Below are 26,174 nucleotides of genomic sequence, written 5' to 3'. Positions count from 1 at the left end.
CACTCTAGTGATCGATGGCGACACCGTCCACTATCACGATGTCGGCCACGGTGCGCCGGTGGTGATGAATCAGGCATTCGGTCCGCTACCTGGAACGACGGCCTGGCTTACGTATCAGGCGATCCTGCAGGAACTTGCGGAGGACTACCGCTGCATCCTCATTGACTATCCGAACTTCGGGCGGAGCAGTCCGCTGGAGTTCCACGAACCCGTGCACGACCTCTACATGCGCAACATGATGGCGGTTGTCGATGCGGTCGAACTGGGCTCCTTTGCGTTGTTGGGTGTTTCGACGGGGGGAACCGTTGCGCTCGATGCGGCCGTGACGTATCCAGACCGGATCGAGAAGTTGATCATCGGCGGTTGCAGCGCGTCGACGGGAGGCGATCCCTATTTGTTGGCGCCGGCCCCCACCGAGGTCGGCCGGTTGTTCGACGAGTGTGTTTCACGACCACCTGAACGAGACCGCATCGAGCGGTTGCTTCGAGCGATCGTCTTCGACAGCGGATTGATCACTGATCCGCTGGTGGACGCGATGTGTGCCTGGGCGCTGAGAGAGCCCGAGCATGTCGAAACGTGGCGGCGATCGACTGTCGTGCCGCGAAGCAATGTGGCAGCACTGCAATCGATCACGGCTCCGACACTGTTGGTGCACGGCAGGTTTGACCGCATGGTGCCGCTGGAAGGTGCCTTGATGTTGCTTGGTCACCTGCCGCACTCCGATCTGGTAATCCTGAATAACTGTGGCCATTGGCCACCGTTTGAGCGACCGCGCGACTTTGTATCGGTTGTGCGGGCCTTCCTGAGTTGACGTTCCGGTGGACGGATCGACCGTGTTGTGACGGAAGTCTCGATGGCACAAGCTGCATACCTAAGCACAACGCGGGCAACAGATCCGAATGGAAGATCAGGAAGGCAACACGCGAAGATGACTGAAGTTATTGGGCTCGGGTACCTCGGGCTCTACGCGACAGACCTCGATGCCTGGCGCAGTTACGGCACGAAAATCCTTGGGTTACAGGATGTCTCCGACAAGGAGAACGACGGATCCTCAACCCTCCTTTTCCGGGCAGACGACTGGGGATGGCGATTTGCGATCCACCAAGGCGAAACTGGTGGCGCCGCGTATGTGGGATGGCAGGTTGCGGACTCCGGCACGCTCGAGGAACTGCGCGGTCGGCTCCTCGATGCAGGTATCGATGTCTGCGAGGACGCGGACTGCGCGAGCGTGCGCAAAGTGCAGAAGCTGATCTGGTGTGTAGACCCCGACGGAAACCGGCTGGAGTTCTTCTACGGACCGCTCCTGCCCAAGGGCCCGTTCGTGTCGCCGCGTGGCCTGACATTTGTCACCGAGGAGCTGGGGCTCGGCCACGTCTTCTTCTTTGTTACCGATCTTCTCGCGGCGAAGAGCTTCTACCTGGATACCCTGGGGTTCCGTCTCAGTGACACCATCGAGTTCCACGGTCGGCAGGTGCACTTCGCCCACGTGAATCCGAGGCACCACAGCCTCGCGTTCGTCCAGAACACCGACATCGGTCCGGCGCTCGGGCATTTCATGCTCGAAGTGACGAGCATCGACGACGTGGGGCGCACCCTCGATGCGGTCGGCGTCGAGGGGGTACGGCTCACCGAGACCCTCGGGCGGCACACCAACGATCTCGCCATCTCGTTCTTCATCAAGAATCCGTCCGGATCCGAGGTCGAATTCGGTTGTGACGGGCGGCTGGTAGACGACTCCACCTGGCGAGTGTCGAATTACGATGCGACCAGTCTGTGGGGGCACCAGCGTGACTGAAACCTATGTGGTGATCGGCGCGAGCCTGGCCGGTGCGCGCGCGGTAGAGACATTGCGGGCGGATGGATTCGACGGCCGCATCCTGCTGATCGGCGCGGAACATCGGCTTCCGTATGATCGCCCCCCGCTGTCGAAGGAGGTACTCACCGGCCAAAAACAACCCGATGAGACGCGGATACATCCAGCAAAGTTTTACTCGGACAACGGAATCGAACTTCTTCTCGGAACGCGGGCCACCCGAATCGATGCACACGGACAACGCGTCGAGCTGGCGGGTGGACAGTCGGTCGCGGCCGACAAGGTCCTGATATGCACGGGTGGGACACCGCGCCGACCCGAGATCGACGGAATCGACCTCGACGGAATCTACTTCCTCCGCACCGTGGACGATGCGGTCTCCATCCGGGAGCGGATCGGGAATCACTCGTCGGTGGTCATCTTGGGCGGTGGGCTCATCGGCATGGAACTCGCAGCGTCGGTGCGCGCTCGCGGCGCCGCGGTGACGGTGCTTGAACGCGATGCGGGGGTGCTCCGCCGCGTCCTCGCCGACGATATCGGCGACCGGCTGGCGCGCATGCATGTGGGCAGTGGAGTCGAGATACGGATGAACGCACGGATCGCGAGGATCGAGGGGGACGGCAACCATGTGCGCCGGATCAGGATGGCTGACGGATCGGTGATCGAAGCCGACCTGGTACTGGTCGGGATCGGCGCCGCGCCGGCGGTCGACATCGCGGAGGCCTCTGGGATCGAGACGGACAACGGAATTGTCGTCAACGAATTCTGTGCCACGTCGATCCCCAATGTGTATGCGGCGGGCGACGTCACCAACCATCCCAACCGAACCGCGGGGGGAAGGGTGCGACTAGAGCACTGGCAAAACGCCCAGAATCAGGGAATCGCGGCCGCCCATTCCATGACAGGCCGGGGCAGCCCCTATCGCGATGTCCCCTGGTTCTGGTCAGATCAAGGTGACACCAATATCCAAGTGGCGGGCTGTCCGCACCGGGCGGATCGAGTTGTGCGGCGTGGAGATCCAGATTCGCTGGAGTTCAGTGCCTTCCATCTGAAGGACGGGATCCTGGTCGGCGCGGTGGGGATAAACAAGCGACGCGATGTGCGTATGGCCATGGATCTGATCGACACACAGGCGCGCCCTGACCCGGTGATGCTGGCGGATCCCGCGGTGGATCTACGGCAGGTATCGGCCGGATCGTCGACTGCCGGGGGTGTACGGGTATGAAAGGACAGAATGCCGTGACAGCAATCGAGAAGTCTCAGAATCGTGTTCGAGTATGTGCGGTCGACGAGCTTACCCCCGGAAACATCACCCGGGTCGATGTGCAACCACCGGTGGCCGTCTACAACATCGACGGAGAGTTCTATGCCACGGCGGACTGGTGCTCGCACGATAGATCCTCGCTCTCGGACGAAGGTTTCATCGACGGTGGGCAGATCGAGTGCGGCTGGCATTTTGCGAGATTCTGTATCAAGTCCGGACAGGTAACTGCGCCGCCAGCCTCTCAGCCCCTGGCGACGTACACCGTCGAGGTATTGGATGGATCGTTATATGTGCTGATAGACAACTGAATTCGACCGTTCCGGCGTTCAGAACACCACCGTCGACGGCACGTCGGCAGAATGGTTGACTGAGGCTCAGTCGGACAGGTGAGTTACCACTATCTATTTGCTTGGACTGTCCGGGCGAGACCTGAAGGGATACCCAAATGACAATCGACACCGATTACCTCACGTCGTTGGTGGACTGGAAGAACGGGATCATTGGTCCAGAGATCTTCGTAAGCGACGAGATCTACAAGTTGGAGCAGGAGCGAATCTTCGGCCGATCCTGGTTATTCCTGGCCCACGACACCATGATTCCCAATCCGCATGACTTTTATGCAACGTACATGGGTGGGGATCCGGTGCTGGTCGTGCGACAGCCCGACGGCTCGGTGAAGGCATTTCTGAATGTGTGTAGGCACCGTGGAATGCGGGTATGCCGGGCCGAGGAGGGCAATTCCCGCTCGTTCATGTGCACCTACCACGGATGGACCTACGACAGCGCTGGAAGCCTGGTGGGCGTGCCAAGTTTGGCAGAGGCGTACGAGAACAAGCTGTCGTTGGAGGACAACGGACTAGTGCAGGTGGCCCAGGTCGACAGCTATAAAGGCCTGATATTCGGGAACTTTGATCCCACCGCACCCCCGTTGGGTGAGTATCTCGGCGACCTTCGGTACTACATCGACGGCTGGGTCGATCATGTCGACGGCGGTGTCGAGGTGCTTCCCGGTGCGATCAAGTGGACGATTGATGCGAATTGGAAGCTGGCCGCTGAGCAGTTCGCGGGTGACACCTACCACGCGTCTACGAGCCACCTGTCCTCGCTGCTGGCATTCGGCCCGGGCTTTGAGGCAAAGGATGGGGCCCACGTGTCCTTGCGCGAGGGGCACGGCGAAAGTTTTCTCTTCGAACGTAATACACGGTTCGAGGACGATCCGCTGGGTCAGTACAACCAGCGCAAGCGTGAGATTGCGCGAGAGCGGGTCGGCGACCGTGCGGATATGGTGGCGAATTTCAACGCCTTCCCAAATTTTGCCGGTTTGCCTGGATCGGCCAATCTGCGGGTCTGGCACCCCAAGGGTCCGAACAAATTTGAGATTTGGTCATACACATTGGTGGAGAAGGACGCTCCTGAGGAAGCCAAACGTGCGCAGCAGATCTCAGCATCGTTCACCGAGGGCGCGGCAGGTGTGGTGGAAACCGACGACGGCGAGAACTGGGGCATGATCGGCGGCATTCTCGAACAGGGTCACCAGTCCCGAAAAATGGCGTGGAACTACGAAATGGGTTTGGGTAGTGAAACATCCCATCCAGAGCTTCCCGGCGAGTATCACGATTCATTCTTCGGGGAGGCCGGGCAGCGCGGGTTCTACCGACGCTGGCTGGAGTTCATGACAACTGAGTCTTGGCCGGTCATCCCGGAACACGAGCGCACGGGCACCTCGGTGCACGCGGTGGTGGCTGGGGGTGCCGAATGAGCGTCGAGACCATTTCCCCGGTATCGGTGACCGCGGAGCTGGAGAGCGTTCTCCTCCAGCATCGGGTCGAGCAGTTTCTCTTTGGCGAGGCGCAGCTCCTTGATCATTGGCAATGGGACTCCTGGCTGGAATTGTTCGCCGAAGACATCATCTATTGGATGCCGGTGCGTAAGAACAGATTACGTCGGCAGCGTGATAGGGACGAGGTCCCCGATGGTATCGAGATGGCTCATTTCTACGATAACCACAGGTCGCTGCAACTCCGCGTGAATCAAATGCACTCGGGCACGCATTGGGCAGAGGACCCGCCGTCTCGATGCCGGCACCTGGTGACGAATGTACGCATCGCGCAACGGAGCCCCAGCGAGTCGGCCGAGCCCGGATCGCCGGAGTACAACGTGATGTCAAATTTCCTTGTGTACCGCAACCGACTCGAGTCCGAGACCGATATCTGGGCGGGTGAACGTCGAGATGTCCTTCGGGTAAGCGGAGACGGTTTCACGATCGCAAAGCGCACGATACTGCTCGATCAGAACGTCGTTCAGTCAAAGAACCTGAGCGTCCTGTTCTAGGTATGGAGAGGAATCATCATGGTAGTCAACGATATTGAAAGAACTTCGGATGTGGGTGCATTGCACGCATCGTTGGTGGAGCGGGCCAGGGCGCTGGCACCGGCCATTCGCGAGCGGGCGCGGCAGACCGAGAATCAGCGGAGCGTTCCAGACGAATCCATGACGGAAATCGTCAGCGCCGGGCTCGGTGGCCGGATGTTGGCACCGAAGCGTTTCGGCGGCGATGAAATGCCGTTGGCGACCATGTACGAGGTAGCGCGGGAGTTGGGGCGCGCCTGCGCATCCACCGCCTGGTGCGCCGCGCTCTTGCCGCACGATGCTCATATCGTGGGCTTCTTCCCGCTGGTGGCGCAGGAAGCGGTATGGGCGCAAGGCCCAGACACCTGCGTCGCAGCGTCCCTGGCGCCGGCGGCCACCGTGACGAAGATGGACGGCGGGTATCGGCTGACGGGGCGTCATGGCTTCGCAAGCGGTGTCGATCATGCGTCGTGGGTGATCGTCAGTGGGCTGATCAAGGATGGGGAACGGCCGGCCAACCATCATTTCCTGGTGAAGCCAGGGGATTACACGATCGACGACGACTGGTACGCCGCAGGTATGCGCGGTACCGGAAGTAAGACCATCGTCGTCGAGGACGCCTTCGTACCGGATGGATTCGTCCTCGCGGGCTCGGCATTGGTCGCGGGGGACGGGCCGGGCGGGGAAGCAAATCCGGGCCCGTTGTATCAGCAGCCGATGGCGCTGCATGCCGGGCTGACATTCTTGGGGCCGATGACTGGCGCGGCGCTGGACGCCCATGAGCAGTTCTGCGTCTGGGCTCGAGGACGTGCACAGACCGCGGGTTCTGAAGTTGTCCAGGAAGCCGTCTCTCGCACGGCCGCCGACCTCCGGTTGGCCCAGTTATCCGTAGACGCAGTCCTGTCTGCTGCAAGCATTTCAGAGGCGCTGGAGTTGGGGGACAGGGCCGAGATCTTGCGGGACTACAACCGGGTGGCGGAGCTACTTGTCGGCGCCGTCGACCGGCTCTTCGACCTGAGCGGGACATCGGGCTTCAAGGATGTCAGCCCGATGCAGCAGCGGTGGCGGGATGTCCACATGATGGCCAGCCATGTGTCGTTCACGAGGGCCAATTACCAGCATTACGGACGTGTGACGCTCGGACTGGATCGCGATCCGAAGCTCACTGTGTTCTGACAACTCGAATTACGATGTGAGAAAAGGTGAATCGATGGCCGCAGTGAATCAGCTGAGCTACGTGGTCGGGACGTCCAGCGACATCTCAGGGTGGAAGAAGTACACGACGGAGGTGCTCGGGCTGGAGTTATCCGCCGATAGTGACGACAGCCTCCTGTATGTGCGTGCCGATGAGCGGCATCACCGGATCGGGGTTCGAGCAGGCCACGAAGACGATGTCGCCTATGTTGGTTGGGATGTCGCGTCAAAAACCGCGTTGGATGCCGCGGCCGGCAAGCTGGAAGCGGCGGGAATCAAGGTTGTCCAAGGCACCCCGGAAGAAGCATCCGACCGTCATGTGATGGATTTCGTCCACTTCATGTGCCCCTACTCGGATGTGCGGATGGAGTTGGTACTGGGGCACGAGATCATCTTCATGCCGCGGTTCCGGCCGTCCCGTGATCTAGCCGGATTCAACATGGGACAGACCGGGATGGGCCATGTGGTGCTGTACGCCAAGGACATCCTGGGTGCGGCGGATTTCTATACCCGAGTGTTGGGCTTTGGGGTAACCGACTTCGCCCACGCTCCCGATGGTGCTCCCTTTGCGGTCTTCATGCACTGCAGTTCTCGTCATCATTCGTTGGCATTCATGAACATTCCTGGTGCACCGCGCCGAATCCAGCATGTCATGTTTGAAACCAACACCATGGACGATGTGGGGCATAGCTACGACCTCTGCCTTGAGCGTGGCATCACCAGCACCTCCACTGGACGTCACCAGAACGACCATGTGTTTTCGTTCTACTTTCGAAACCCGTCAGGCTGGCACTTTGAGTACGGATGGGGCGCGCGCGTGGTTGATCCCGATACATGGATTGCCGAAAACTATGTCCTGGGTTCGGGTTTCGCCTGGGGACACGACGGCCTAATGAAAATGGTATGAGAGGCGGCACAATGGATACCCCTTTTATCGTCGGCATTGGGGGCACCCTGAATCGGGAGTCCTCTACTGAATCTGCGTTGCGATTCGCGCTCGATTCAGCGCAGAGCCAGGGTGCGCGTATAGAGATGTTCGGCGGCAGCGAACTGGCTGCCCTTCCGATGTACGACCCACAGCACGCTGACAATCCGACCGCGCAGCATCTCATCGAGTCGCTACGTGCTGCGCAGGGGGTGATCATCGCGTCGCCGGGATACCACGGTTCGATTTCGGGGTTTGTGAAGAACGCGCTCGACTATGTCGAAGAACTGCGAAACGATGACGATCCTTACCTCTCGGGGCGTGCCGTGGGATGCATCACCACTGCCTATGGATGGCAGGCGGCCGTCACCACGCTGCAGACACTGCGCAGCATTGTGCACGCACTACGTGGGTGGCCGACACCGCTTGGAGCGGCGATCAACTCGGCCGAATCTCGTATCAGCTACGGCGCGCCTCTTGACGCGCCAGCGGACTTCCAGCTACGCACGGTGGGCCAAGAGGTCTGCACCCTGAGCATGGGCATTGTGCGCACCCAAGTGTGACCTGGTTCGTCAGGTCGGCAATTTCAGCAGCGAGGCCGCGGTGGTGTAGGCCATCTGCTTTCGGGCGTCATCGGCAAGCTGTGCCGCGTCGAACCAGCGACGCATCTCGACAGCGTTTGCGAATGGGTAGTCGACAGAGAACATGATGCGGTCATCACCAAAGACTTTGCGCGCGATATCGAAGACGGCATCGTCGCCGAACCCGCTGGTCGTGATCCAGAGATTACGGGTCAAGTAGGCATCCGGCGAGAACTTAAGATGTGTTGCTTGGTTGAGGAATTGCTCCCGGATCCGAGCGTGGTAGAAGGGTAGGCCTTCTCCCATGTGGCCGATGATTATCTTGAGCGTGGGGTATTTATCGAAGACTCCGGCCAAGATGAGTCTGAGTACGTGCAGCCCTGTCTCTTGGTGCCATCCCAACCCGCCAAGGCCCAAGGTCCTGCTTACCGCCGGGTTCAACCCTGAGTAGTACTCGTTGATAACGGCTTTGGTGGGTACGTTCGGGTGCAGATAGATGGGCACATCCAGTTCCATTGCGGCGGACAAAATCGGATCGAATCGGGGATCGTCCAAGAACAGCCCTTGGGTGCGGCCGTTGATCAATGCCCCGACGAAGCCGAGCTCCTTCACTGCACGCTCAAGCTCGTGTGCGGCGGCATCCGGGTCGGCCGTGGGTAGTGTGGCCCAACCCGCGAACCGTGCAGGATGACGATCGATCACCTCTCGGCGGAGATGGTCATTGCACTGGATTGCTCGCGGGATTGCAACGCTCGCATCGATGTTCTGAAATCCGGGTGCGGTCAGCGAAAGCACTTGCACGTCGATCTGGGCCTCGTCCATCGCCGCCAACCGCCTTGTGGAGAGATCGGATAGCCGCTGAAGCAGTTCGTCGCTGACATTGTCCTTCGCGATATCTATTGTCGCGTCGGTAAGGAAGTGTTCTTCGAGCGTTATCGTCCGTACCGGCATCTGTGTAGTGGGTGAGCGATTCAATAGCGCTCCGGCTCCCGCCGTAGCGGCGACAATTGCGCCGCCTACCAAGACATCCCGCCGAGTTATTGTTGCCACATCCATAACCTAGGGTTCTGCTCTGCTTGTAGTGAGGCATGGTCTCACCATGCAGAACGCGGAATGGGTTGGCGGGCAGCATCTGTTCTCACCGCGGACTCCTGTGGTAAACAGGGTGGGTAGCCCGAACAGGTGGTGGTCGTAAATGAAGAGAAATCGGTGGGGTTGGCTACTTGTCGTAGCCGTGGCTTTTGCGCTGCTGAGTTCGCCGGTCGGCATTCCTTCCGCGGCAGCCGCGGCATGCCCCGATGTTGAAGTCGTGTTCGCGCGAGGCACTTTCGAGCCCCCAGGCGTCGGCGGGACCGGGGATGCATTCGTCAACGCGCTGCGCGCGCGTACCAAGGGCAAGTCCGTCGAGGTCTACCCCGTCGAGTACCCGGCGTCCTTGGCCTTTGCGACCGCGGCCGATGGTGTCATCGACGCGAGCAACCGCGTCAAGGACATATCCGCGCGGTGCCCCAACACGAAGATCGTATTGGGTGGTTTCTCCCAAGGTGCGGCAGTCGTCGCGTACACCACCGCCGATGCAGTGCCGGTGGGTTTTGATCTGCCGGAGGGGATCAGCGGTCCGATGCCACCCGATGTGGCCGACCATGTTGCGGCGGTGGCGCTGTTCGGGAAGCCGTCGAGCGGGTTCTTGCAGAGGGTGGATACTAACGCCCCGCCGATCAACATCGGTCACCTCTACGCGGGTAAGACGGTCGACATGTGCGTTCCCGAGGATCCGATTTGTTCCCCCGACGGCTCCGACAACGCTGCGCACGGCTCGTACGTGGACAACGGGATGACCAATCAGGCCGCGGATTTCGCGGTCCGGCAGCTTAACTCCTCAGCGGAGTCGGCTAGCGCGCCTGGATGAGTTCGATCGTTGCCTCGATCACGGCAACATCGGATGCCCCTGGCACGAGGATGAATTCATCCAGCCCGGCCTCCTCGGCTCCGTCGAGGGTGCGGTTGACTGCGTCGGCGTCGAAATTGGTCAACGTCTTCGGCACGTTCTCAGCGATCTGAGGCCCGAAGATCGCGAGGTACTCACTGGTGAACTGTTTGAGCTCCGACTCGGCATCGGGGATGCCGAGGGTGTAGAAGGCCCCGCTTGACAGGAACGGGGGATCGGCATGCCCGGCCTCCTGCCATGCCGCGCGGGCGGCCCCAGCGGAGTAGGCAAGCTCGGAGGACGCCCCGGACACGCTGAAACCGGTGATGCCGTCGGCCCATCGCGCTGCGCGGGCCAGGGACTTCGGGCCGATCGCGGCGGCAACGATGGGCGGACCGCCGCTTTGAACGGGCGCCGGACCCACCGGGTCGGCACCCTCGAACGGGGGCTCGCCTCGCCACAGTCGCCGCAGCTCGGCCACCTGGTCATCGAGGCGCTGGTGGCGTCTGTCGAAGGATGCGTCCAATGAGCGGTAGTCGTGTTCCCGGCCACCAACACCTACCCCCAGGGTGAATCGGCCCTCGGAGAGCACATCCAGCGACGCCGCTTGCTTGGCGACCAGCGGCACCGGATGGGCAGGGAGCACGGAAACATTGGCGAGTATCCGGATCCGTTCGGTAACCGCCGCGGCTCCCGCGAGCGTCACCCACATCTCCTGGTTGTGATACGAGATGCGCTCGCCCGACGAGATCGTGGAGAAAGGTCCCTCATCGGCGAGGCGGGCCCAGGTGATCGTCGACTCGCGGGTGTACTCCCGGCACATGAAAGGCAGGGCAATGCCGATATCCATGCGGGCACCCTATACGGGCACAGGAACTATGGGCACGGAAACCGCTGCGCCGCATTGCCTTCGGTGGTCCAGTTTCTAGACGCCGGTCTAAGTAATCGTTACGGTTACCGCGTGAGCCCCTTACGTGATCTCGCCCTGCGTGTCAGCACCGCCGCGACACCCCACATTCCCATCCCCGTGCGACGGGCCATGGCCGGTCGTCAGGTGATCATCGACGGCAACATCCTCGACCCGTCGACTCAGCTCCTGCTGCGCGGGCTGGAGCTCATGGGTGAGGCAGACATGACCAGAGGTGAGGACGTCGCCGAAAACCGTGCCGGTATACGCAAACAGTCGGCATTACTGCAGTTCAGCACCCCGGTCGGACAGGTACGCAACTTCTCCATTCCGGGCCCCGCCGGCCCCATCCCCGTCCGGCATTACCGGCCGGTCGTCGAGAACACCGGTGCTGTGCTGGTGTTCTTCCACGGTGGCGGCTGGGTGATCGGCGATCTGGACACGCATGACCAGGCTGTCCGACAGACCTGCCGCGATGCCGGTGTCTCGGTGTTGTCGGTGGATTACCGTCTGGCTCCCGAGCACAAGGCACCCGCCGGCGCTGAGGACTGCCTGGCCGCCTATCTGTGGGCGGTCGAGCATGCCGGTGAGCTGGGTGCCACACCCGACAGAGTCGCGGTGGGCGGTGATAGCGCGGGCGGCAATCTCGCCGCCGTCGTCTCGCAGCAGGCGCGCGACACCGGGGCACAGCTGCCGCTGTTGCAGTTCCTGATCTATCCGGCGGTCGACTTCACCGTGCGCCGACCGTCGCGCGATCTCTTCGCCGAGGGCTTCTTCCTTACCAAGGCGGCCATGGACATGTTCGAAGGTCACTATCTCGACGGGTCCGAGGTCGACAAGGCGGACCCTCGAGTGTCACCGATTCTGGCCGACAACCTCGCGGGATTGCCGCCCGCGCTCATCACGACGGCCGGTTTTGACCCGCTACGCGACGAGGGCAATGAGTATGCGGAGAAGCTGCGGGCCGCCGGAGTGCCGGTGGACCTGCGGGTAAAGGGTCCGCTGATTCACGGTTTTTACAACATGGCCAGGCTGGGTGGTGCCCCGTCGGCCGCCGTGAACGAGCTGACATCGGCCCTGCGCGCGCATCTGTCTCGCTAATTTCTGCCCGGTAGGCTGTTCGAGTGGCCAAACCGAAGCAACCCCCCAGCTACGACCTCAAGAAGGCGGAGCAGCGCCGAAGCCAGCTGATCCAAATAGCGCTCACGGCGATTGTCGTGCTGTTCGCCGCGGGGCTGGTCGGTTTCATCGTCGTCAAGAACAAGAAGGATGCGGGTCCGCCCGCGCCACCCGCGGGAGACGTCAAGGCTGTCGAGGTGGTCACCGCCGGCCCGGCCAAGCTCATCACCAAGGAAGGAACCACCGAACCCAAGGTGGTCCTGACCCTGATCGAGGATCCGATCTGCCCAGCCTGTGGCATGGTCGAGCAGGAGTTCGGGCCGACGATCGAGAAGCTCATAGACACTGGCGCGGTCCGTGCCGACTACAACATGGTGGCGATCCTCGACGCGCCCAAGTTCAAGCGCGACTACTCCTCACGGGCCTCGGCGGCGGCCTACTGTGTGGCCGACCAGTCCCCGGAGCTGTTCCGCAAGTTCCACAAGGCGCTCTACCAGAATCAGCCCGATGAGGTCGATGCGAAGACGTGGCACGACGACAAATGGCTGATCGATACGGCCAAGAGTGTCGGTGCGTCCGACGCGGTCTCCAAGTGCGTCAAGGACAAGAAGTACATCAACATGGTCAAGGCGCTCGGCCCGGCGCTCAACATCCAGGCCACACCCACGATCCGGATCAACGGCAAGGACTGGGAAATCGGGAAGAGCACCACCCCGGCTGATCTGGTCAAGGCCATCACTGATATCACCGGACCGGTACCGGGCCTGACGTGAGGCTGCGCCCCGCGACCGCCTGGTACGTACTTTTCGCCGGGGTGGCCGGCCTGGCCGCCGCGCTGGCCCTGACCATCGAGAAGATCGAGATCCTGCTCGATCCGACGTACATCCCGTCGTGCAGCCTGAATCCGGTCGTCTCCTGCGGGTCGGTGATGACGACCGCGCAGGCCTCGGCCTTCGGGTTCCCCAACTCGCTCATCGGCATCGTGGCATTCACCGTGGTGTTGGTCACGGGCGTGCTGGCGGTGGCCAAGGTGGAGTTACCGCGTTGGTACTGGGGCGGGCTGGCCGTCGGCACCATGCTGGGGGCAGTCTTCGTCCACTGGTTGATCTTTCAGAGCCTGTACCGCATCGGGGCGTTGTGCCCGTACTGCATGGCGGTCTGGGCGGTAACGATTCCGCTGCTGGTGGTGAGCGCATCGATTGCCTTGCGGCCCTTAGGGTCTCAGCGCTGGGCAAGAGTCCTGTACCAGTGGCGGTGGTCGCTGGTGGCGTTGTGGTACGCCGCGGTGATTCTGATGATCCTCGAACGATTCTGGGATTACTGGATCACACTGGTCTGAGCGCGTTTGTGAAATTGAGCGGACGCGCGTTCGCTCAATCCTCACGGTACGGTCAGTCACTATGTTCTCGAAGGTTCTTGTCGCCAACCGCGGTGAGATCGCGATCCGCGCGTTTCGGGCTGCCTACGAATTAGGTGCCGAGACGGTCGCTGTCTACCCATATGAAGACCGCAACTCCGGTCACCGACTGAAGGCCGACGAGGCCTATCAGATTGGTGAGAAGGGGCACCCGGTCCGGGCTTATTTGTCGGTCTCGGAGGTCGTCAACGCGGCCAAGAACTCCGGTGCCGACGCGATTTACCCCGGATACGGATTTCTCTCCGAGAATCCCGATCTGGCCGCGGCCTGTGCGAAGGCGGGTATCACCTTCGTCGGACCGCCCGCCGATGTCTTGGAGCTGACGGGTAACAAGGCCCGCGCCATCGCCGCCGCGCGGGAGGCGGGGCTGCCGGTATTGGCGTCCTCGCAGCCTTCGGCATCGGTCGAGGACCTGCTGGTCGCCTCCGAGTCGATGGCGTTCCCGGTATTCGTCAAGGCGGTCGCTGGTGGCGGCGGCCGTGGCATGCGCCGGGTCGCCGAGCGCGAGCAGCTGCGCGAGTCGATCGAGGCCGCGAGCCGCGAGGCGGAGTCGGCGTTCGGAGACCCGACGGTCTTCTTGGAGCAGGCCGTTATCAACCCACGGCATATCGAGGTGCAAATCCTCGCCGATACCGCAGGCAACGTCATCCACCTCTTCGAACGCGACTGTAGCGTGCAGCGGCGTCACCAGAAGGTCATCGAGCTGGCCCCCGCGCCTAACTTGCCGGCCGAGCTGCGCCAGAAAATCTGTTCGGACGCAGTAGCTTTCGCCCGTCATATCGGATACAGCTGCGCCGGCACCGTCGAGTTCCTACTCGATGAGCGCGGCCACCACGTCTTCATCGAGATGAATCCCCGGATCCAGGTGGAACACACGGTGACCGAGGAGATCACCGATGTGGACCTGGTTGCGAGCCAGCTGCGCATCGCCTCCGGTGAGACACTCGACGACCTTGGCCTGAACCAGGATTCGATCAAACCGCGGGGTGCCGCGCTGCAATGCCGGATCACCACGGAGGATCCTTCCAACGGTTTCCGCCCCGACACCGGCCGCATCACCGCGTACCGCAGCCCCGGTGGTGCGGGTATCCGACTCGACGGTGGGACGACACTCGGTGCCGAGGTGGGCGCGCATTTCGACTCGATGCTGGTGAAGCTGACCTGCCGCGGGCGGGACTTCGAGACCGCGGTGGCCCGTGCCCGCCGCGCCGTCGCCGAGTTCCGAATCCGCGGCGTCGCGACCAACATCCCGTTCCTGCAAGCGGTTCTGGACGATCCCGACTTCCGGTCCGGACACGTCACCACCTCATTCATCGAGGAACGTCCGCAGCTACTGACCGCGCGCTCCTCGGCCGACCGCGGTACCAAGATCCTGAACTACCTGGCCGATGTGACCGTCAATAAGCCTCATGGGAGTAAGCCCTCCAGGGTGTATCCGCATGACAAGCTGCCCGCGATCGATCTGTCGGTACCGCCGCCGGACGGGTCCCGTCAGCGGCTGTTGGCCTTGGGCCCAGAGGGTTTCGCGAAGGCGCTGCGGGAGCAGAAGGCTGTCGGTCTGACCGACACCACCTTCCGCGACGCGCACCAGTCGCTGCTGGCCACCCGGGTGCGCACCACCGGTCTGTTGGCGATCGCGCCGTACGTGTCGCGGCTGACGCCGGAGCTGCTGTCGATCGAGGCCTGGGGCGGTGCGACATACGATGTGGCGCTTCGCTTCCTGAAGGAAGACCCGTGGGAGCGGCTCGCCGACCTACGTGAGGCCGTCCCGAATATCTGCCTGCAGATGCTGCTGCGCGGCCGGAACACGGTGGGATACACGCCATATCCGGAGACGGTGACCAAGGCGTTCATCCGCGAGGCGAGCGCTACCGGGGTGGATATCTACCGAATCTTCGATGCGCTCAACAACATCGAGGCCATGCGCCCGGCGATCGACGCCGTGCGCGAGGTTGGCACCTCGGTCGCCGAGGTGGCCATGTGCTACACCGGCGATCTGTCCAACCCCGGTGAAAACCTGTACACGTTGGACTACTACCTGAAGCTCGCCGAGCAGATCGTCGATGCGGGTGCACATGTGCTGGCGATCAAGGACATGGCGGGCCTGCTGCGTCCGCCCGCGGCAGCGACGCTGGTGACGGCGCTGCGCTCGCGGTTCGATCTGCCCGTGCACGTGCATACACATGACACTGCCGGCGGGCAGCTGGCCACTTACCTGGCGGCCTGGCAGGCGGGCGCCGATGCGGTGGACGGCGCGGCAGCACCCTTGGCCGGAACCACGAGCCAGCCTTCGTTGTCGGCGATCGTGGCCGCCGCCGCACACAGCGAGTACGACACCGGGGTCTCGCTGACCGCGGTATGCGATCTGGAGCCGTACTGGGAGGCGCTGCGAAAGGTATACGCCCCCTTCGAATCCGGGCTGCCGTCGCCGACCGGCCGGGTGTACACGCACGAGATTCCCGGCGGGCAGCTGTCGAACCTGCGCCAGCAGGCCATCGCGCTGGGGCTGGGTGACCAGTTCGAGGAGATCGAGGCGCGGTATGCCGCCGCCGACCGTATGCTCGGCCGTTTGGTCAAGGTGACCCCGTCCTCGAAGGTGGTGGGCGATCTGGCGCTGGCGTTGGTGGGTACCGGTGTGAGTGCGGACGAATTCGCCTCGGATCCGGGCCGTTTCGATATCCCTGAGTCGGTGATTGGATTCCTGCGCGGAGAGCTGGGCGATCCTCCGGGCGGCTGGCCCGAGCCGTTCCGTACCCGCGCGCTGGAAGGTCGCGGGCCCGTTCGTGCGGAGGCGGTACTCACCGCGGATGACGAGGCTCAGCTGGATGGCGACAGCGTGACACGGCGAGCTGCGTTGAACCGGCTGCTGTTCCCCGGACCCACCAAGGAATTCCTGGCGCATCGGGATCAGTACGGCGATACGTCAAGGCTTTCGGCGAACCAGTTCTTCTACGGCCTTCGGTACGGAGAGGAGCACCGCGTCAAGCTGGAGAAGGGCGTCGAGCTGCTCATCGGGATCGAGGCGATCTCCGATGCTGACGAGCGCGGTATGCGCACCGTGATGTGCATCCTCAACGGCCAATTGCGTCCGGTGCAGGTGCGTGATAGGAGCATCGACAGTGCGGTGGCCAGCGCTGAGAAGGCCGATCGGGGGAATGCGGACCATGTGCCGGCACCCTTCGCGGGCGTGGTGACGCTCAATGTGGTTTCCGGCCAGGAGGTTGCGGCAGGGGAGAGCATCGGCACCATCGAGGCCATGAAGATGGAAGCCTCCATCACCGCGCCGAAGGCGGGCACCGTCGCGCGGGTGGCGTTGACCGAGACTGCCCAGGTCGAGGGTGGGGATCTGCTGGTGGTGATCAGCTGACCCGGATCATCGCCGGCGCCGCCGGTGGACGCCGGATCGCGGTGCCGCCGAAGGGGACCCGGCCCACTACGGATCGGGTCAGGGAGGCGCTGTTCAGCATGCTGGAGGCACGCCTGGACTTCGACGGGATCGCGGTGCTCGATCTGTTTGCCGGTTCCGGTGCATTGGGTTTGGAAGCGTTGTCACGCGGTGCGGATCACGTGACACTGGTGGAGTTGAACGCTGTCGCGTCGAAGGTGATCGCGGCCAATATTGCGGCGGTGGGGCTTCCCGGTACCGAGCTGCGGCAGTCTCCAGTGTCGGCGTTCCTGTCGACCTCGCCCAACCGCGCGTACGATCTCGTCCTTGCCGATCCGCCGTATTCGGTTTCTGCCGAAGAGGTTTCGGCTCTGCTGTCGCGACTGACCGACCATTGGGTGAACGACGACGCAATCGTGGTGCTGGAGCGTGACGCCGCCGGCCCCGAGACGGTGTGGCCGGACGGCTGGGAGGTGACGTCCCGCAAGTACGGAGGGACGCGGCTAGAGCTCGGGGCCCTGTAGCACCTGTCCAGGTAATCCACAGCCACCGTTTACTTATCGGGCGGACACTTCTCGTCATGACCCCGCTGCAGCGGTACATCGCCGAAGAGATCGCCACCGACCATGTCGAAGGACTGCTGACGAGGCGCGAGGCCGTGCGGCGGCTCGCCCTACTGGGCGTCGGCGCCGCTGCCGCCGGCGCGCTCATCGCGGCGTGCGGCAGCGAGGACAAACCTGCCACAACGCGGCCGTCGGCTTCCACGTCACCACCTCCCGGTATGGACAAAGCTGTAGCGCCGGAGCCGATCACGTGGACCGGCCCCAACGGCACCATGCAGGGCGCATGGGCGACGGCGGCGCAACCGCGCGGGTCGGTGTTGGTGATCCACGAGAACAAGGGTTTGACTCCCTGGGTCAGCACCGTGGCGGGACGACTTGCGGGCGTCGGCTATTCATCGCTGGCCATCGACCTGCTGTCCGAGGAGGGCGGCACATCGACGTTCAAGGACCCGGCCGAGGCCACCGCAGCGTTGGGCAGGGTCTCACCCGATCGGTTTGTCGCGGACCTGAAGTCCGGAGTAGACGAGATTCTGCGCCGGGTGCCTGAGAAGCCCGCCGGTGTGGTGGGTTTCTGCTTTGGTGGTGGCCTGGTCTGGCAGCTACTGGCATCGGGGGAGCCGCGGCTCGCAGCGGCCGTGCCGTTCTACGGGCCATTACCGGATAACCCCGATTTCTCGCGGTCGAAAGCGGCGGTCCTTGCCTTCTACGGGGAGCTCGACAAGCGGGTCACCGCCTCGAAAGACCAGGCTTCTGAGGCGCTACAGAGGGCGGGGCTCGTTCACGAGATCGTCGTCGAACCCGGCGCCGACCATGCCTTCTTCAACGACAGCGGTCCGCGCTACAACCCGAGTGGGGCAGCCGATGCCTGGCAGCGCCTCACCGTTTGGTTCGGTCAGCACATCGGTTGAATGGCGCTTAGGCTAGCTGCTTATGTGGTGTAGAGCAGTGTTGGCTGCGGTGGTCTCTGGCGCGGTATCGGTCGCCGCGGCCGGGCTCGCGCTGGCCGACGAGGGCGACGCGCCGGCACCTCCCGCCCCCCAGTCGCCCGTGGCGAATCTCTTGCCGGGTGGAGCGAAGGCTGCGGTGGTTCCATCAGTGGCCAGCGATGCCCTGTCTGCTGGACTGCCTGCACCGGTTGCGGGCCTGGCATCGCCCGGTGGTCCGCTGTCTGCGGAAGGCCCCTTGTTATCGCCTGATGGTCCGCTATCGGCCAACGGTCCTCTGACGGCGGCGGGCGGTCCGCTGTCGACCGATGGTCCGGTCCTGTCACCGACCAGCCCGGTGTCGCCCTTCAACGAGATGTGCGGTTCGGGTGGGCTGCTGAAATCCGTGACCGACAGGTTCGCCGGAGTGATTCCGGACAGCACTCTGGCGTCGATGCAGAACCAGCACCCCGCAGGCACCGGCAAGTGCCCCGCGTCTCCGCCTGCGGACGATCAGGCCCCGGCCGCCGATCAACCGGGAAGCTAGTCGCTCAGCTAATCTGCAGGGCTCGCGTCAAAAGGGCGGGTATCGCTGAGCGCAATTCCAGCAGCGGCGCGATCCGCGCCACCGCCGACCATTCTGATTCCCCATCGAGCCGCTTAGCGACCATCCGTACGTTCCTTGATTCGGTCTGCGCCGAAACCATCCGCACCTCCCTTGATTTTGGGTGGCACCGGGAGCATCATCACATTTCTAATGTGAAATGAGTCACAGTCAAGATGGTGGTGGTCATGTGATGGGGGTAGTCGATCAGCTATCCGAGGCTGGGCGCGTGAACGGCCGAGCGCTGAGGTTAACCAAGGAACGGGTATCGGCAACGCAAGGAGTTTGACGTGGTGGTCCGGGGTATCAAGGCATTCAAGAAAATTATGCAGACAACATATGATCCAGAGCTGGTGATTCCGGAAGACGTCAGGGTGAAAGAATTTACCGGCGATAACAGTTTGTCGCGGAAAGACCTTTGTCAGCATCCGATTCCTGCTGGTTCCCTTGTATGGAAGTATTGGGGGCGCCTTGATGTGATGTATTTCGGCAGCGGAGTGTTGGGCCCCATTGCGGGGGCGTGGCCGCAAATGGGGAGAGCGACCGCGGGTTCTGTTCTCTTCAGTGGTGACAGTTCTTTCGGTGCACGCGCCAAGATATATAAGATACGGCGTCAGAGATCCCGTGAGTACATTTATGGCTCGGTTTACGACGCTCCGGAAGATGCGAAGAAATACGGACTGAAGACTCGGAATATGCACAAGTCCGTCAAAGGCGCACTGCAGGAAGGCACGTTTCATGCTTTGAATGCGGAAACCTTCTATTTCGCGCACGTCACCTTCTTCTATTACCACTTGATAATAATGATCGAGCAACTGTATTTTGGCGGGTCCATGCCACGGGCGATGAAGGAACAGATATTTGAGGAGTCCAAGGAGTGGTACAGCATATGGGGGGTGGACGATAGTCCTCAGCCGGATACGTACGACGATTTCGAGCGGTATCTGGAAAACATCGAGCATAACCATTTGGTGAACTCGCAGGTAACTCAGGTCATGCTGGATCAATTTCTGGAGCGCCGCCTGGCGCCGCGGTGGTGGCCTCCGGTCATGAAGAAATTTGTGTGGCCCTGGCTGGTGGGGCGACGGCAGGTTGTTGTCAGTAGTTATCCGCCCCATGTGCGGGAGCTGTTCAATTTAGAGTGGACCCCCGAGGACGAGGAGATACTGCGCCGCTTTATGGATATGCATCGGCGGTGCTACGCGGTTCTCGAGCGCCTCCTCCCGCTGAAGTTTTTCTACTTGCCGATTGCGGTTCGAGGCTTTGAGCGCGAAGGGATCGATCCACGCAACATCACCCTGGAATCTGCACAGCAAGCACTCCGGGAAAACCGCGCCCGCCGCGCCCCGCGAGAAAATACACCCATAGATGAGACGAATGGGATGCTAGCTTCCAGCTAATATGGTTACTGGGCCGCCGATTTCACCCCGGCCGCCGATCAACCGGGAAGCTAGTCGCTCAGCTAATCTGCGTGGGTGGGGTCAAAAGGGTGGACATCACTCAGCGCAATGGTCGTTGTGCTGGTGCTCGGTCTGACGTATCTGTTCGGTCAGGCCTACTGGGGTAGGCACACGATTGCAGGCAATCCCGAACCCGCGCATGACCTGCCCGCCTACGCCGAATTGTTGGTACCCGTGCACGCCGAGCGTGCGGGGGAGCTGCCCCGTCCTCAGAATGCGGCGAAGTGGAGTGTCGACGGAATCAAGTTGCCCGAGGGGCATCTGATCGTCAGTCCAACGGGACGTTCACTGGCGTGGATAAGCAATGCCACGGTGGTCGACATCCAATCGCTATGGCTGCGTCTGGCGGGCCGATTCGATCGAACAGGACTGTGGCCCTTGGCTTCCCGCGGGCTGAGTGGCGACCTGCACCGGCCCTGGTCGGATCCCGATGACCTGCGGCACTTCGCGGATCCCGCGGATATCGGAGCCGTCGACGCTAAATCTTTTCTTGCTAAACAGGTCTCGTCTGCCGACAGTCGAATCATCGATGTTCCCGTTGCTCCAATCACGTTGGAGCAGCGCACCCAGCCTCCGCAACGTGCTCTCCCATTGACCGCCGACCACCTAGAACAGGGCTCGCTCCTCATCTTGGTGCCGGTTACCCGTCCGGCCGACGCACTCAACGCGCTGGGGTGGACTCACGGCGTCAACTACGACATCGCTGAGGCGCAGCTGTCGGCGGTTCTTCGGTCCTGGGAGGACCGATTCGGGGCGGTGCTGACGACCGTGGACTTCGATTTCATCGAGGTGGAGGTGACACGTCCGCCGGGAGCGGATCTCGCTTTGCCTGTTGGCTATGAGCACTACGGGTTCTGCCCCGACAACATCGACCAGGGCGCGGGCACATTGAGCGCCTACGCGCGCGGAATCACCGGCGCGCGAACGTGGAGTTTCTGGTGGGATTAGCGCCGGGGGCGGGGCATGCGAAATCTTGTGCGGGAGAGATCAACACATCATTCAGCGTCATCTGAGCATGGTGTCGAATTAGTCTGAACGTGATCACAGGAAGACGTTAGAGGGAGGGCGCAGATGCGCTACAGCGGTGTTGTGGTGATGGGTGGTGTCGTATCGGCTGCCGTGTGCCTTGTCGGCTGCTCGTCGGGTGGAGGCCTGCGGCATGACGGGCAAGCGAACAATCCGGTATCCAGTTCTGCAGGCGATGTCCAGGCCGCCGGACCACGTGTTGTGGTGGATGGAGTCGTCCGATCGGTGGAGAATCGGGTCGAGTGCGTTACCGCGGCTGATATGACCTTCGTGAATATCGGTAGCTTTGGCGATGGGATTGCCGCCACGCTTGCGGCGGGCGACAATCCAACGCTGCAGAGTCTGACCCTTGGCGTCATCGATGGACACCCAGTGACCTATCACTCCGGGCATGGTGCGAGCGAACCCGCGGTGACGAAGTCCGGGCAGTTCTACAGGATTGCCGGCGGCGCTACCGCCGGCCTGAGCACGCCCGCGACATTTGAACTTGAGTTCACCTGCCCAGCCAGGAGATAACAGAATCATGGTGAGTCGGTAACGCACCGCACGAATCGCCGCCGATAAGTCCCCGCGGCCGTTCCCGAGGAAATACCCTTGGGGTATGACTACAAGTGTCGGGCAGGACCTCGTCAAGCACCTCTGGAAAACAGCGGTGGTATCAGGAGTTTTGGCGGTAATCGTGGGGGCCGTGGTGCTGATATGGCCTCAAGTCACCGTGCTCGTCGCCGCATATGCTTTCGGCGCATATCTATTGATATCCGGTATCGCTCAGGTCGTCTTCGCCTTCACGCTGCCGGTGTCATCGGCCGGCATGCGGGTGCTGTTGTTCCTCACCGGCGCGATTTCGTTCGTCCTCGGTGTGCTGTGCTTCAAAGACGAGCTGAATTCGATTCTGCTGCTGGCCATCTGGATCGGCGTCGGCTGGATCGCCCAGGGCATCGCGGGCACCATCACCGCCATCGGCGACAAGGAACTCCCGGGGCGTGGCTGGCAGATCTTCAGCGGCATCATCTCGACGATCGCGGGCATCGTGCTCATCGTCTACCCGATCAGCTCGATCGTCACCCTCACCCTCGTCGTCGGCATCTGGCTCATCGTGATCGGTGTGCTGCAAATCGGAAGCGGTATCGGCATTCGCTCGGCCACCAAATCCTCCGCATGACGGGAGCGGTATGCCCCGGCTCGTTCGATCCGGTAACCCTCGGGCATCTGGATGTCTTCGAACGAGCCGCGGCGCAGTTCGACGAGGTGATCGTCGCCGTCCTGGTCAACCCGAACAAGGCCGGCATGTTCACCATCGACGAGCGCATCGAGATGATCCGCGAGACGACCACCGACCTGCCCAATCTGCGCGTCGAGTCAGGTCAAGGGCTGCTGGTGGACCTCGTGCGGGAACGTGGTCTCAATGCGATCGTCAAGGGGCTGCGCACCGGCACCGACTTTGAGTACGAACTCCAGATGGCGCAGATGAACAAGCACATCGCCGGGGTCGACACCTTCTTTGTCGCGACCGCCCCGGCCTACTCGTTCGTCTCGTCCTCGCTAGCCAAGGAGGTGGCGACGTACGGAGGCGACGTTTCGGCGTTGCTGCCTCCGGCAGTCCATCAACGACTTCTCGGGAAAATCCGCGGCCAGGCACAATAGAACTGTGACCCCGCAGAAATAGCCGACACACCGATCAGCTAGCACGGTCACAGCAGTCACACCAGGCACACTGGTAACAGTGGAAACTCGCGTGAAGGGTGGAGCCGTGTACCGAGTATTTGAGGCGCTCGATGAACTGGGTGCCATCGTGGAAGAGGCGCGCGGCGTTCCGATGACCGCCGGATGCGTCGTGCCCCGCGGCGATGTCCTCGAACTGATCGACGACATCAAGGACGCCATCCCCGGCGAGCTCGACGACGCCCAGGACGTCCTGGATGCCCGCGATTCGTTGCTGCGCGAGGCCAAAGAGCATCACGAAACGGTGATCGGGAAGTCAAACGCCGATGCCGAGCAGACTCTGTCTCATGCCCGGTCCGAGGCCGATCGGTTGCTGGCAGATGCCAAGGCACAGGCCGATCGCATGGTTGCCGAGGCGCGCAATCACGCCGATCAGACCGTCGGCGAAGCGCGGGAAGAGGCTGCGCGCGCGCTCGCCAACGCCAAGCGCGATCAGGAGAGCACCGTCGCCCGTGCCAAGGCAGAGGCGGAGCGCCTGGTCGATTCCGGTAATGCCTCCTATGACAAGGCCGTGCAAGAGGGCATCAAGGAGCAGCAGCGCCTGGTCGCACAGACTGAGGTCGTGCAAGCCGCGAACGCCGAATCCACCCGGCTGATCGACACGGCACATGCCGAGGCCGACCGGCTGCGTGGTGAATGCGATATCTACGTCGACAACAAACTGGCCGAATTCGAGGACTATCTCAACGGCACGCTTCGCTCGGTGGGCCGTGGGCGTCACCAGCTGCGTACCGGCGCTGGTACCCACGATTACGTGCAGCGCTAACATTAGATCTATGCCAGGACCGTTCGTGCTCGATGTCCTGGCCCTCGGCCGTCGACCCGGGGCGATGGAGACAGTGCAGCGCACGTTCCCCAGCCCTTCGCGCATCGGTGTCGATCTGCTTGCGATACCCGAGGGCTCGGAGCTGGAAATCGATCTGCGCATGGAGTCGGTCTCCGAGGGCGTTCTCGTTACCGGATCGGTTTCAGGCGATCTGGCAGGCGAGTGTTCGCGGTGTCTCGAGCCGTTTACCGGCCATGTAGAAGCCGACTACACCGAGCTGTTCGCCTATCCGGACAGCGAGACCGAAGCGACCACCGACGAAGACGAGATCTTCCGGATCGTCGACGGGTATGTCGATTTGGAACAGGCGGTCGTCGACGCCATCGTTCCGGACTTGTCCCTGACACCGCTATGCCGGCCCGATTGCCCGGGATTGTGCTCCATTTGTGGAGTCGCCTTGGCCACTGCCGATCCTGGACATCAGCACGATCAGATCGATCCGCGGTGGGCCAAGCTCGCCAACTTCGGTGAGGACCAGTGAGTCGGTCGTACGACGACCTGCGTGCCGCCATTGGTGTGCAGATAGGTGACGATCTCCTGACGCTGGCGCTCACACACCGCAGCTACGCCTACGAGAACGGCGGTCTGCCCACCAACGAACGGCTGGAGTTCCTCGGGGACGCTGTTCTCGGGCTAACGATTACCGAGACGCTGTACCAAGATCACCCCGACCGTTCGGAGGGCGATTTGGCGAAGTTGCGCGCCAGCATCGTCAACACCCAGGCGCTTGCCGGAGTGGCGCGCGACCTGACCGACGCCGGCCTGGGCGCGCACCTGCTGCTCGGTAAGGGCGAGGAGAACACCGGCGGCCGCAACAAATCCAGCATTCTCGCCGACGGCATGGAGTCGATTCTCGGCGCGGTCTATCTGGAGCACGGCCTGGAGATGGCCCGCACGGCGGTGCTGCGGCTGTTCGGCCAGCTCCTGGAGACCGCGCCCAAGCTGGGTGCCGGCCTGGACTGGAAGACCAGCCTGCAGGAGCTGACAGCGGAAAAAGGTTGGGGCGCACCGTCCTATGTGGTCACCTCGACCGGGCCGGACCATGACAAGGAGTTCACCGCTACCGCGATGGTCAACGACGCGGCGCACGGTGTCGGGGTCGGCCGATCCAAGAAAGAGGCCGAACAAAAGGCCGCCGCGGAGGCATGGAACGCCATCAACAGCGATGAGTCCCTTGGGCGAAGCGCCAAAGGCACGTAGGTGCCTGAGCTTCCCGAGGTGGAGGTGGTCCGCCGCGGTCTACATCACCACATCGTTGGTAAGACCATTGCAGCTGTCTCCGTACATCACGAGCGCGCCGTGCGTAGACAGCCCGGCGGTGCCGTCGAGCTAGCGGGACTACTTGCCGGACAACAGATCAGCGGAACCGGTCGCCGTGGCAAGTATCTGTGGCTCACCCTGGAAGGGCCGAACGGCGGCCAGGCACTGGTGGTCCACCTCGGGATGAGCGGCCAGATGCTCATCGGACCGATCTCCAGACCCCAGCATCTGCGTATCGCTGCGACGCTCGACGACGGATCGGTGCTGAGCTTCGTCGATCAGCGCACCTTCGGCGGCTGGATGGTGACCGATATCGTCACCGTCGACGGAAGCGAACTCCCCGAGCCGGTGGCGCATATCGCACGGGATCCGCTCGATGAGCGTTTCGATGCCTCGGCGGTGGTTACCCGGCTGCGCGGTAAGCACACCGAGATCAAGCGCGCGCTACTGGATCAGACCGTCGTGTCGGGGGTCGGGAACATCTATGCCGACGAGACCCTTTGGCTGGCGCGGATCCATGGCCGGCGCCTCACCGACGGAATGAGCCGCGCCAAGCTCACCGAGGTGCTCGGTAGCGCGGCCGATGTCATGCGCCTGGCGCTCGCGCAGGGCGGCACCTCATTCGACGATCTGTATGTGAACGTCAACGGTGAGTCCGGTTATTTTGAGCGCTCTTTGGAGGCGTACGGACGCGAGGGCGAGCCGTGCCGTCGGTGCGGACGTGCCATGCGCCGGGAGGCCTTTATGAACCGGTCGTCGTACTTCTGCCCGGGGTGTCAACGGCTGGTTGAACGCCCGTAAGGGAAGCGTCAAGAGCCCCGATACGCGCGTCAAGGGGTCGTAAAGAACGCAGGTAGGGCCCCTGGCCGGGACCATGATCTTGGCCGTGACTGATTTCTGGTACCTGGT

Annotated in this window: 28 protein-coding genes; 26 read left to right on the top strand and 2 right to left on the bottom strand. The window is 62.5% G+C overall.

Going from position 1 to position 26,174, the window contains the following annotated elements:
* The first annotated feature begins 7 nt into the window (after positions 1–7).
* The 9 genes from MLB1_RS02570 (at position 8) to MLB1_RS02530 (ending at position 8,108) form a co-directional block, all read left to right on the top strand.
* A complete protein-coding gene (locus tag MLB1_RS02570; RefSeq protein ID WP_371750545.1) occupies positions 8–811 on the top strand; it encodes an alpha/beta fold hydrolase in 804 nt (267 codons plus the stop codon).
* A gap of 117 nt (positions 812–928) precedes the next feature.
* Complete coding sequence (locus MLB1_RS02565; RefSeq protein WP_180748159.1) at positions 929–1,795, top strand: VOC family protein; 867 nt, start codon at positions 929–931, stop codon at positions 1,793–1,795.
* Complete coding sequence (locus MLB1_RS02560) at positions 1,788–3,038, top strand: FAD-dependent oxidoreductase (protein ID WP_180748158.1); 1,251 nt, start codon at positions 1,788–1,790, stop codon at positions 3,036–3,038. The genes MLB1_RS02565 and MLB1_RS02560 overlap by 8 nt, the downstream gene beginning before the upstream one ends.
* A gap of 14 nt (positions 3,039–3,052) precedes the next feature.
* A complete protein-coding gene (locus MLB1_RS02555) occupies positions 3,053–3,385 on the top strand; it encodes a non-heme iron oxygenase ferredoxin subunit (RefSeq protein ID WP_180748157.1) in 333 nt (110 codons plus the stop codon).
* A 137-nt stretch (positions 3,386–3,522) separates the two neighbouring features.
* Positions 3,523–4,836, top strand: a complete 1,314-nt coding sequence (locus tag MLB1_RS02550) for an aromatic ring-hydroxylating dioxygenase subunit alpha (RefSeq protein ID WP_180748156.1) — start codon at positions 3,523–3,525, stop codon at positions 4,834–4,836.
* Complete coding sequence (locus MLB1_RS02545; protein WP_180748155.1) at positions 4,833–5,408, top strand: 3-phenylpropionate/cinnamic acid dioxygenase subunit beta; 576 nt, start codon at positions 4,833–4,835, stop codon at positions 5,406–5,408. Before MLB1_RS02550 ends, MLB1_RS02545 begins: the two co-directional genes overlap by 4 nt.
* Before the next feature lie 18 nt (positions 5,409–5,426).
* Entirely contained in the window at positions 5,427–6,602 is a 1,176-nt protein-coding gene (locus tag MLB1_RS02540; RefSeq protein ID WP_180748154.1) for an acyl-CoA dehydrogenase family protein, read from the top strand.
* Positions 6,603–6,636: 34 nt separating this feature from the next.
* Entirely contained in the window at positions 6,637–7,527 is an 891-nt protein-coding gene (locus MLB1_RS02535; RefSeq protein WP_180748153.1) for a VOC family protein, read from the top strand.
* A gap of 11 nt (positions 7,528–7,538) precedes the next feature.
* Positions 7,539–8,108 (top strand): NAD(P)H-dependent oxidoreductase, encoded by a 570-nt coding sequence (locus MLB1_RS02530; protein WP_219602532.1) that lies wholly within the window; start codon positions 7,539–7,541, stop codon positions 8,106–8,108.
* 9 nt (positions 8,109–8,117) lie between these two features.
* On the opposite strand, the gene MLB1_RS02525 is transcribed toward MLB1_RS02530, so the two are convergent.
* Complete coding sequence (locus MLB1_RS02525; RefSeq protein WP_180748151.1) at positions 8,118–9,077, bottom strand: amidohydrolase family protein; 960 nt, start codon at positions 9,075–9,077, stop codon at positions 8,118–8,120.
* 244 nt (positions 9,078–9,321) lie between these two features.
* On the opposite strand from MLB1_RS02525, the gene MLB1_RS02520 reads away from it, so the two are divergent.
* On the top strand, positions 9,322–10,035 hold the full coding sequence (locus MLB1_RS02520) for a cutinase family protein (protein WP_180748150.1): 714 nt from the start codon (positions 9,322–9,324) through the stop codon (positions 10,033–10,035).
* On the opposite strand, the gene MLB1_RS02515 is transcribed toward MLB1_RS02520, so the two are convergent.
* Positions 10,019–10,903 carry an LLM class flavin-dependent oxidoreductase gene (locus MLB1_RS02515; protein ID WP_180748149.1) on the bottom strand — a complete coding sequence of 295 codons (885 nt, stop codon included), beginning with the start codon at positions 10,901–10,903 and terminating at the stop codon, positions 10,019–10,021. The two genes, MLB1_RS02520 and MLB1_RS02515, sit on opposite strands and share 17 nt — an antisense overlap.
* 111 nt (positions 10,904–11,014) lie before the next feature.
* Here MLB1_RS02515 and MLB1_RS02510 point away from each other — a divergent pair, with 111 nt between their 5' ends.
* The 16 genes from MLB1_RS02510 to mutM all read left to right on the top strand — a co-directional run bounded on the left by MLB1_RS02510 (position 11,015) and on the right by mutM (position 26,066).
* Positions 11,015–12,061: an alpha/beta hydrolase gene (locus MLB1_RS02510; protein ID WP_180748148.1), complete on the top strand. Its 1,047-nt coding sequence runs from the start codon at positions 11,015–11,017 to the stop codon at positions 12,059–12,061.
* Positions 12,062–12,084: 23 nt separating this feature from the next.
* Complete coding sequence (locus MLB1_RS02505; RefSeq protein ID WP_180748147.1) at positions 12,085–12,852, top strand: thioredoxin domain-containing protein; 768 nt, start codon at positions 12,085–12,087, stop codon at positions 12,850–12,852.
* On the top strand, positions 12,849–13,418 hold the full coding sequence (locus MLB1_RS02500) for a vitamin K epoxide reductase family protein (RefSeq protein ID WP_180748146.1): 570 nt from the start codon (positions 12,849–12,851) through the stop codon (positions 13,416–13,418). The genes MLB1_RS02505 and MLB1_RS02500 overlap by 4 nt, the downstream gene beginning before the upstream one ends.
* 61 nt (positions 13,419–13,479) lie before the next feature.
* The gene (locus MLB1_RS02495) at positions 13,480–16,863 is read left to right on the top strand and encodes a pyruvate carboxylase (protein ID WP_180748145.1); all 3,384 of its coding nucleotides are present in this window, start codon (positions 13,480–13,482) and stop codon (positions 16,861–16,863) included.
* Complete coding sequence (gene rsmD / locus MLB1_RS02490) at positions 16,860–17,405, top strand: 16S rRNA (guanine(966)-N(2))-methyltransferase RsmD (RefSeq protein ID WP_180749646.1); 546 nt, start codon at positions 16,860–16,862, stop codon at positions 17,403–17,405. Before MLB1_RS02495 ends, rsmD begins: the two co-directional genes overlap by 4 nt.
* 56 nt (positions 17,406–17,461) lie before the next feature.
* Positions 17,462–18,352 carry a dienelactone hydrolase family protein gene (locus MLB1_RS02485; RefSeq protein WP_180748144.1) on the top strand — a complete coding sequence of 297 codons (891 nt, stop codon included), beginning with the start codon at positions 17,462–17,464 and terminating at the stop codon, positions 18,350–18,352.
* Between the two features lie 40 nt (positions 18,353–18,392).
* Positions 18,393–18,914 carry a hypothetical protein gene (locus tag MLB1_RS02480; RefSeq protein ID WP_180749645.1) on the top strand — a complete coding sequence of 174 codons (522 nt, stop codon included), beginning with the start codon at positions 18,393–18,395 and terminating at the stop codon, positions 18,912–18,914.
* Between the two features lie 383 nt (positions 18,915–19,297).
* The gene (locus MLB1_RS02475) at positions 19,298–20,371 is read left to right on the top strand and encodes an oxygenase MpaB family protein (RefSeq protein WP_180749644.1); all 1,074 of its coding nucleotides are present in this window, start codon (positions 19,298–19,300) and stop codon (positions 20,369–20,371) included.
* A gap of 108 nt (positions 20,372–20,479) precedes the next feature.
* Positions 20,480–21,379 (top strand): DUF4253 domain-containing protein, encoded by a 900-nt coding sequence (locus MLB1_RS02470; protein WP_180749643.1) that lies wholly within the window; start codon positions 20,480–20,482, stop codon positions 21,377–21,379.
* 123 nt (positions 21,380–21,502) lie between these two features.
* Positions 21,503–21,973 carry a lipoprotein LpqH gene (locus MLB1_RS02465; protein ID WP_180748143.1) on the top strand — a complete coding sequence of 157 codons (471 nt, stop codon included), beginning with the start codon at positions 21,503–21,505 and terminating at the stop codon, positions 21,971–21,973.
* A gap of 85 nt (positions 21,974–22,058) precedes the next feature.
* The gene (locus MLB1_RS02460) at positions 22,059–22,619 is read left to right on the top strand and encodes an HdeD family acid-resistance protein (protein ID WP_180748142.1); all 561 of its coding nucleotides are present in this window, start codon (positions 22,059–22,061) and stop codon (positions 22,617–22,619) included.
* Positions 22,616–23,101 (top strand): pantetheine-phosphate adenylyltransferase, encoded by a 486-nt coding sequence (gene coaD / locus MLB1_RS02455; protein ID WP_180748141.1) that lies wholly within the window; start codon positions 22,616–22,618, stop codon positions 23,099–23,101. Before MLB1_RS02460 ends, coaD begins: the two co-directional genes overlap by 4 nt.
* Positions 23,102–23,207: 106 nt before the next feature.
* Positions 23,208–23,945 (top strand): cell division protein SepIVA, encoded by a 738-nt coding sequence (gene sepIVA / locus MLB1_RS02450; RefSeq protein WP_180749642.1) that lies wholly within the window; start codon positions 23,208–23,210, stop codon positions 23,943–23,945.
* Between the two features lie 10 nt (positions 23,946–23,955).
* The gene (locus MLB1_RS02445) at positions 23,956–24,486 is read left to right on the top strand and encodes a DUF177 domain-containing protein (RefSeq protein ID WP_180748140.1); all 531 of its coding nucleotides are present in this window, start codon (positions 23,956–23,958) and stop codon (positions 24,484–24,486) included.
* Positions 24,483–25,205, top strand: a complete 723-nt coding sequence (rnc, locus tag MLB1_RS02440) for a ribonuclease III (protein ID WP_180748139.1) — start codon at positions 24,483–24,485, stop codon at positions 25,203–25,205. Before MLB1_RS02445 ends, rnc begins: the two co-directional genes overlap by 4 nt.
* A complete protein-coding gene (gene mutM, locus MLB1_RS02435; RefSeq protein WP_180748138.1) occupies positions 25,206–26,066 on the top strand; it encodes a bifunctional DNA-formamidopyrimidine glycosylase/DNA-(apurinic or apyrimidinic site) lyase in 861 nt (286 codons plus the stop codon).
* The last annotated feature ends 108 nt before the right edge of the window (positions 26,067–26,174 follow it).

Origin of the sequence: Mycobacteroides sp. LB1 (genome assembly GCF_013449725.1) — a bacterium.
Taxonomy (GTDB): domain Bacteria; phylum Actinomycetota; class Actinomycetes; order Mycobacteriales; family Mycobacteriaceae; genus Mycobacterium.
This window is presented reverse-complemented; position numbering and strand designations above follow the sequence as displayed.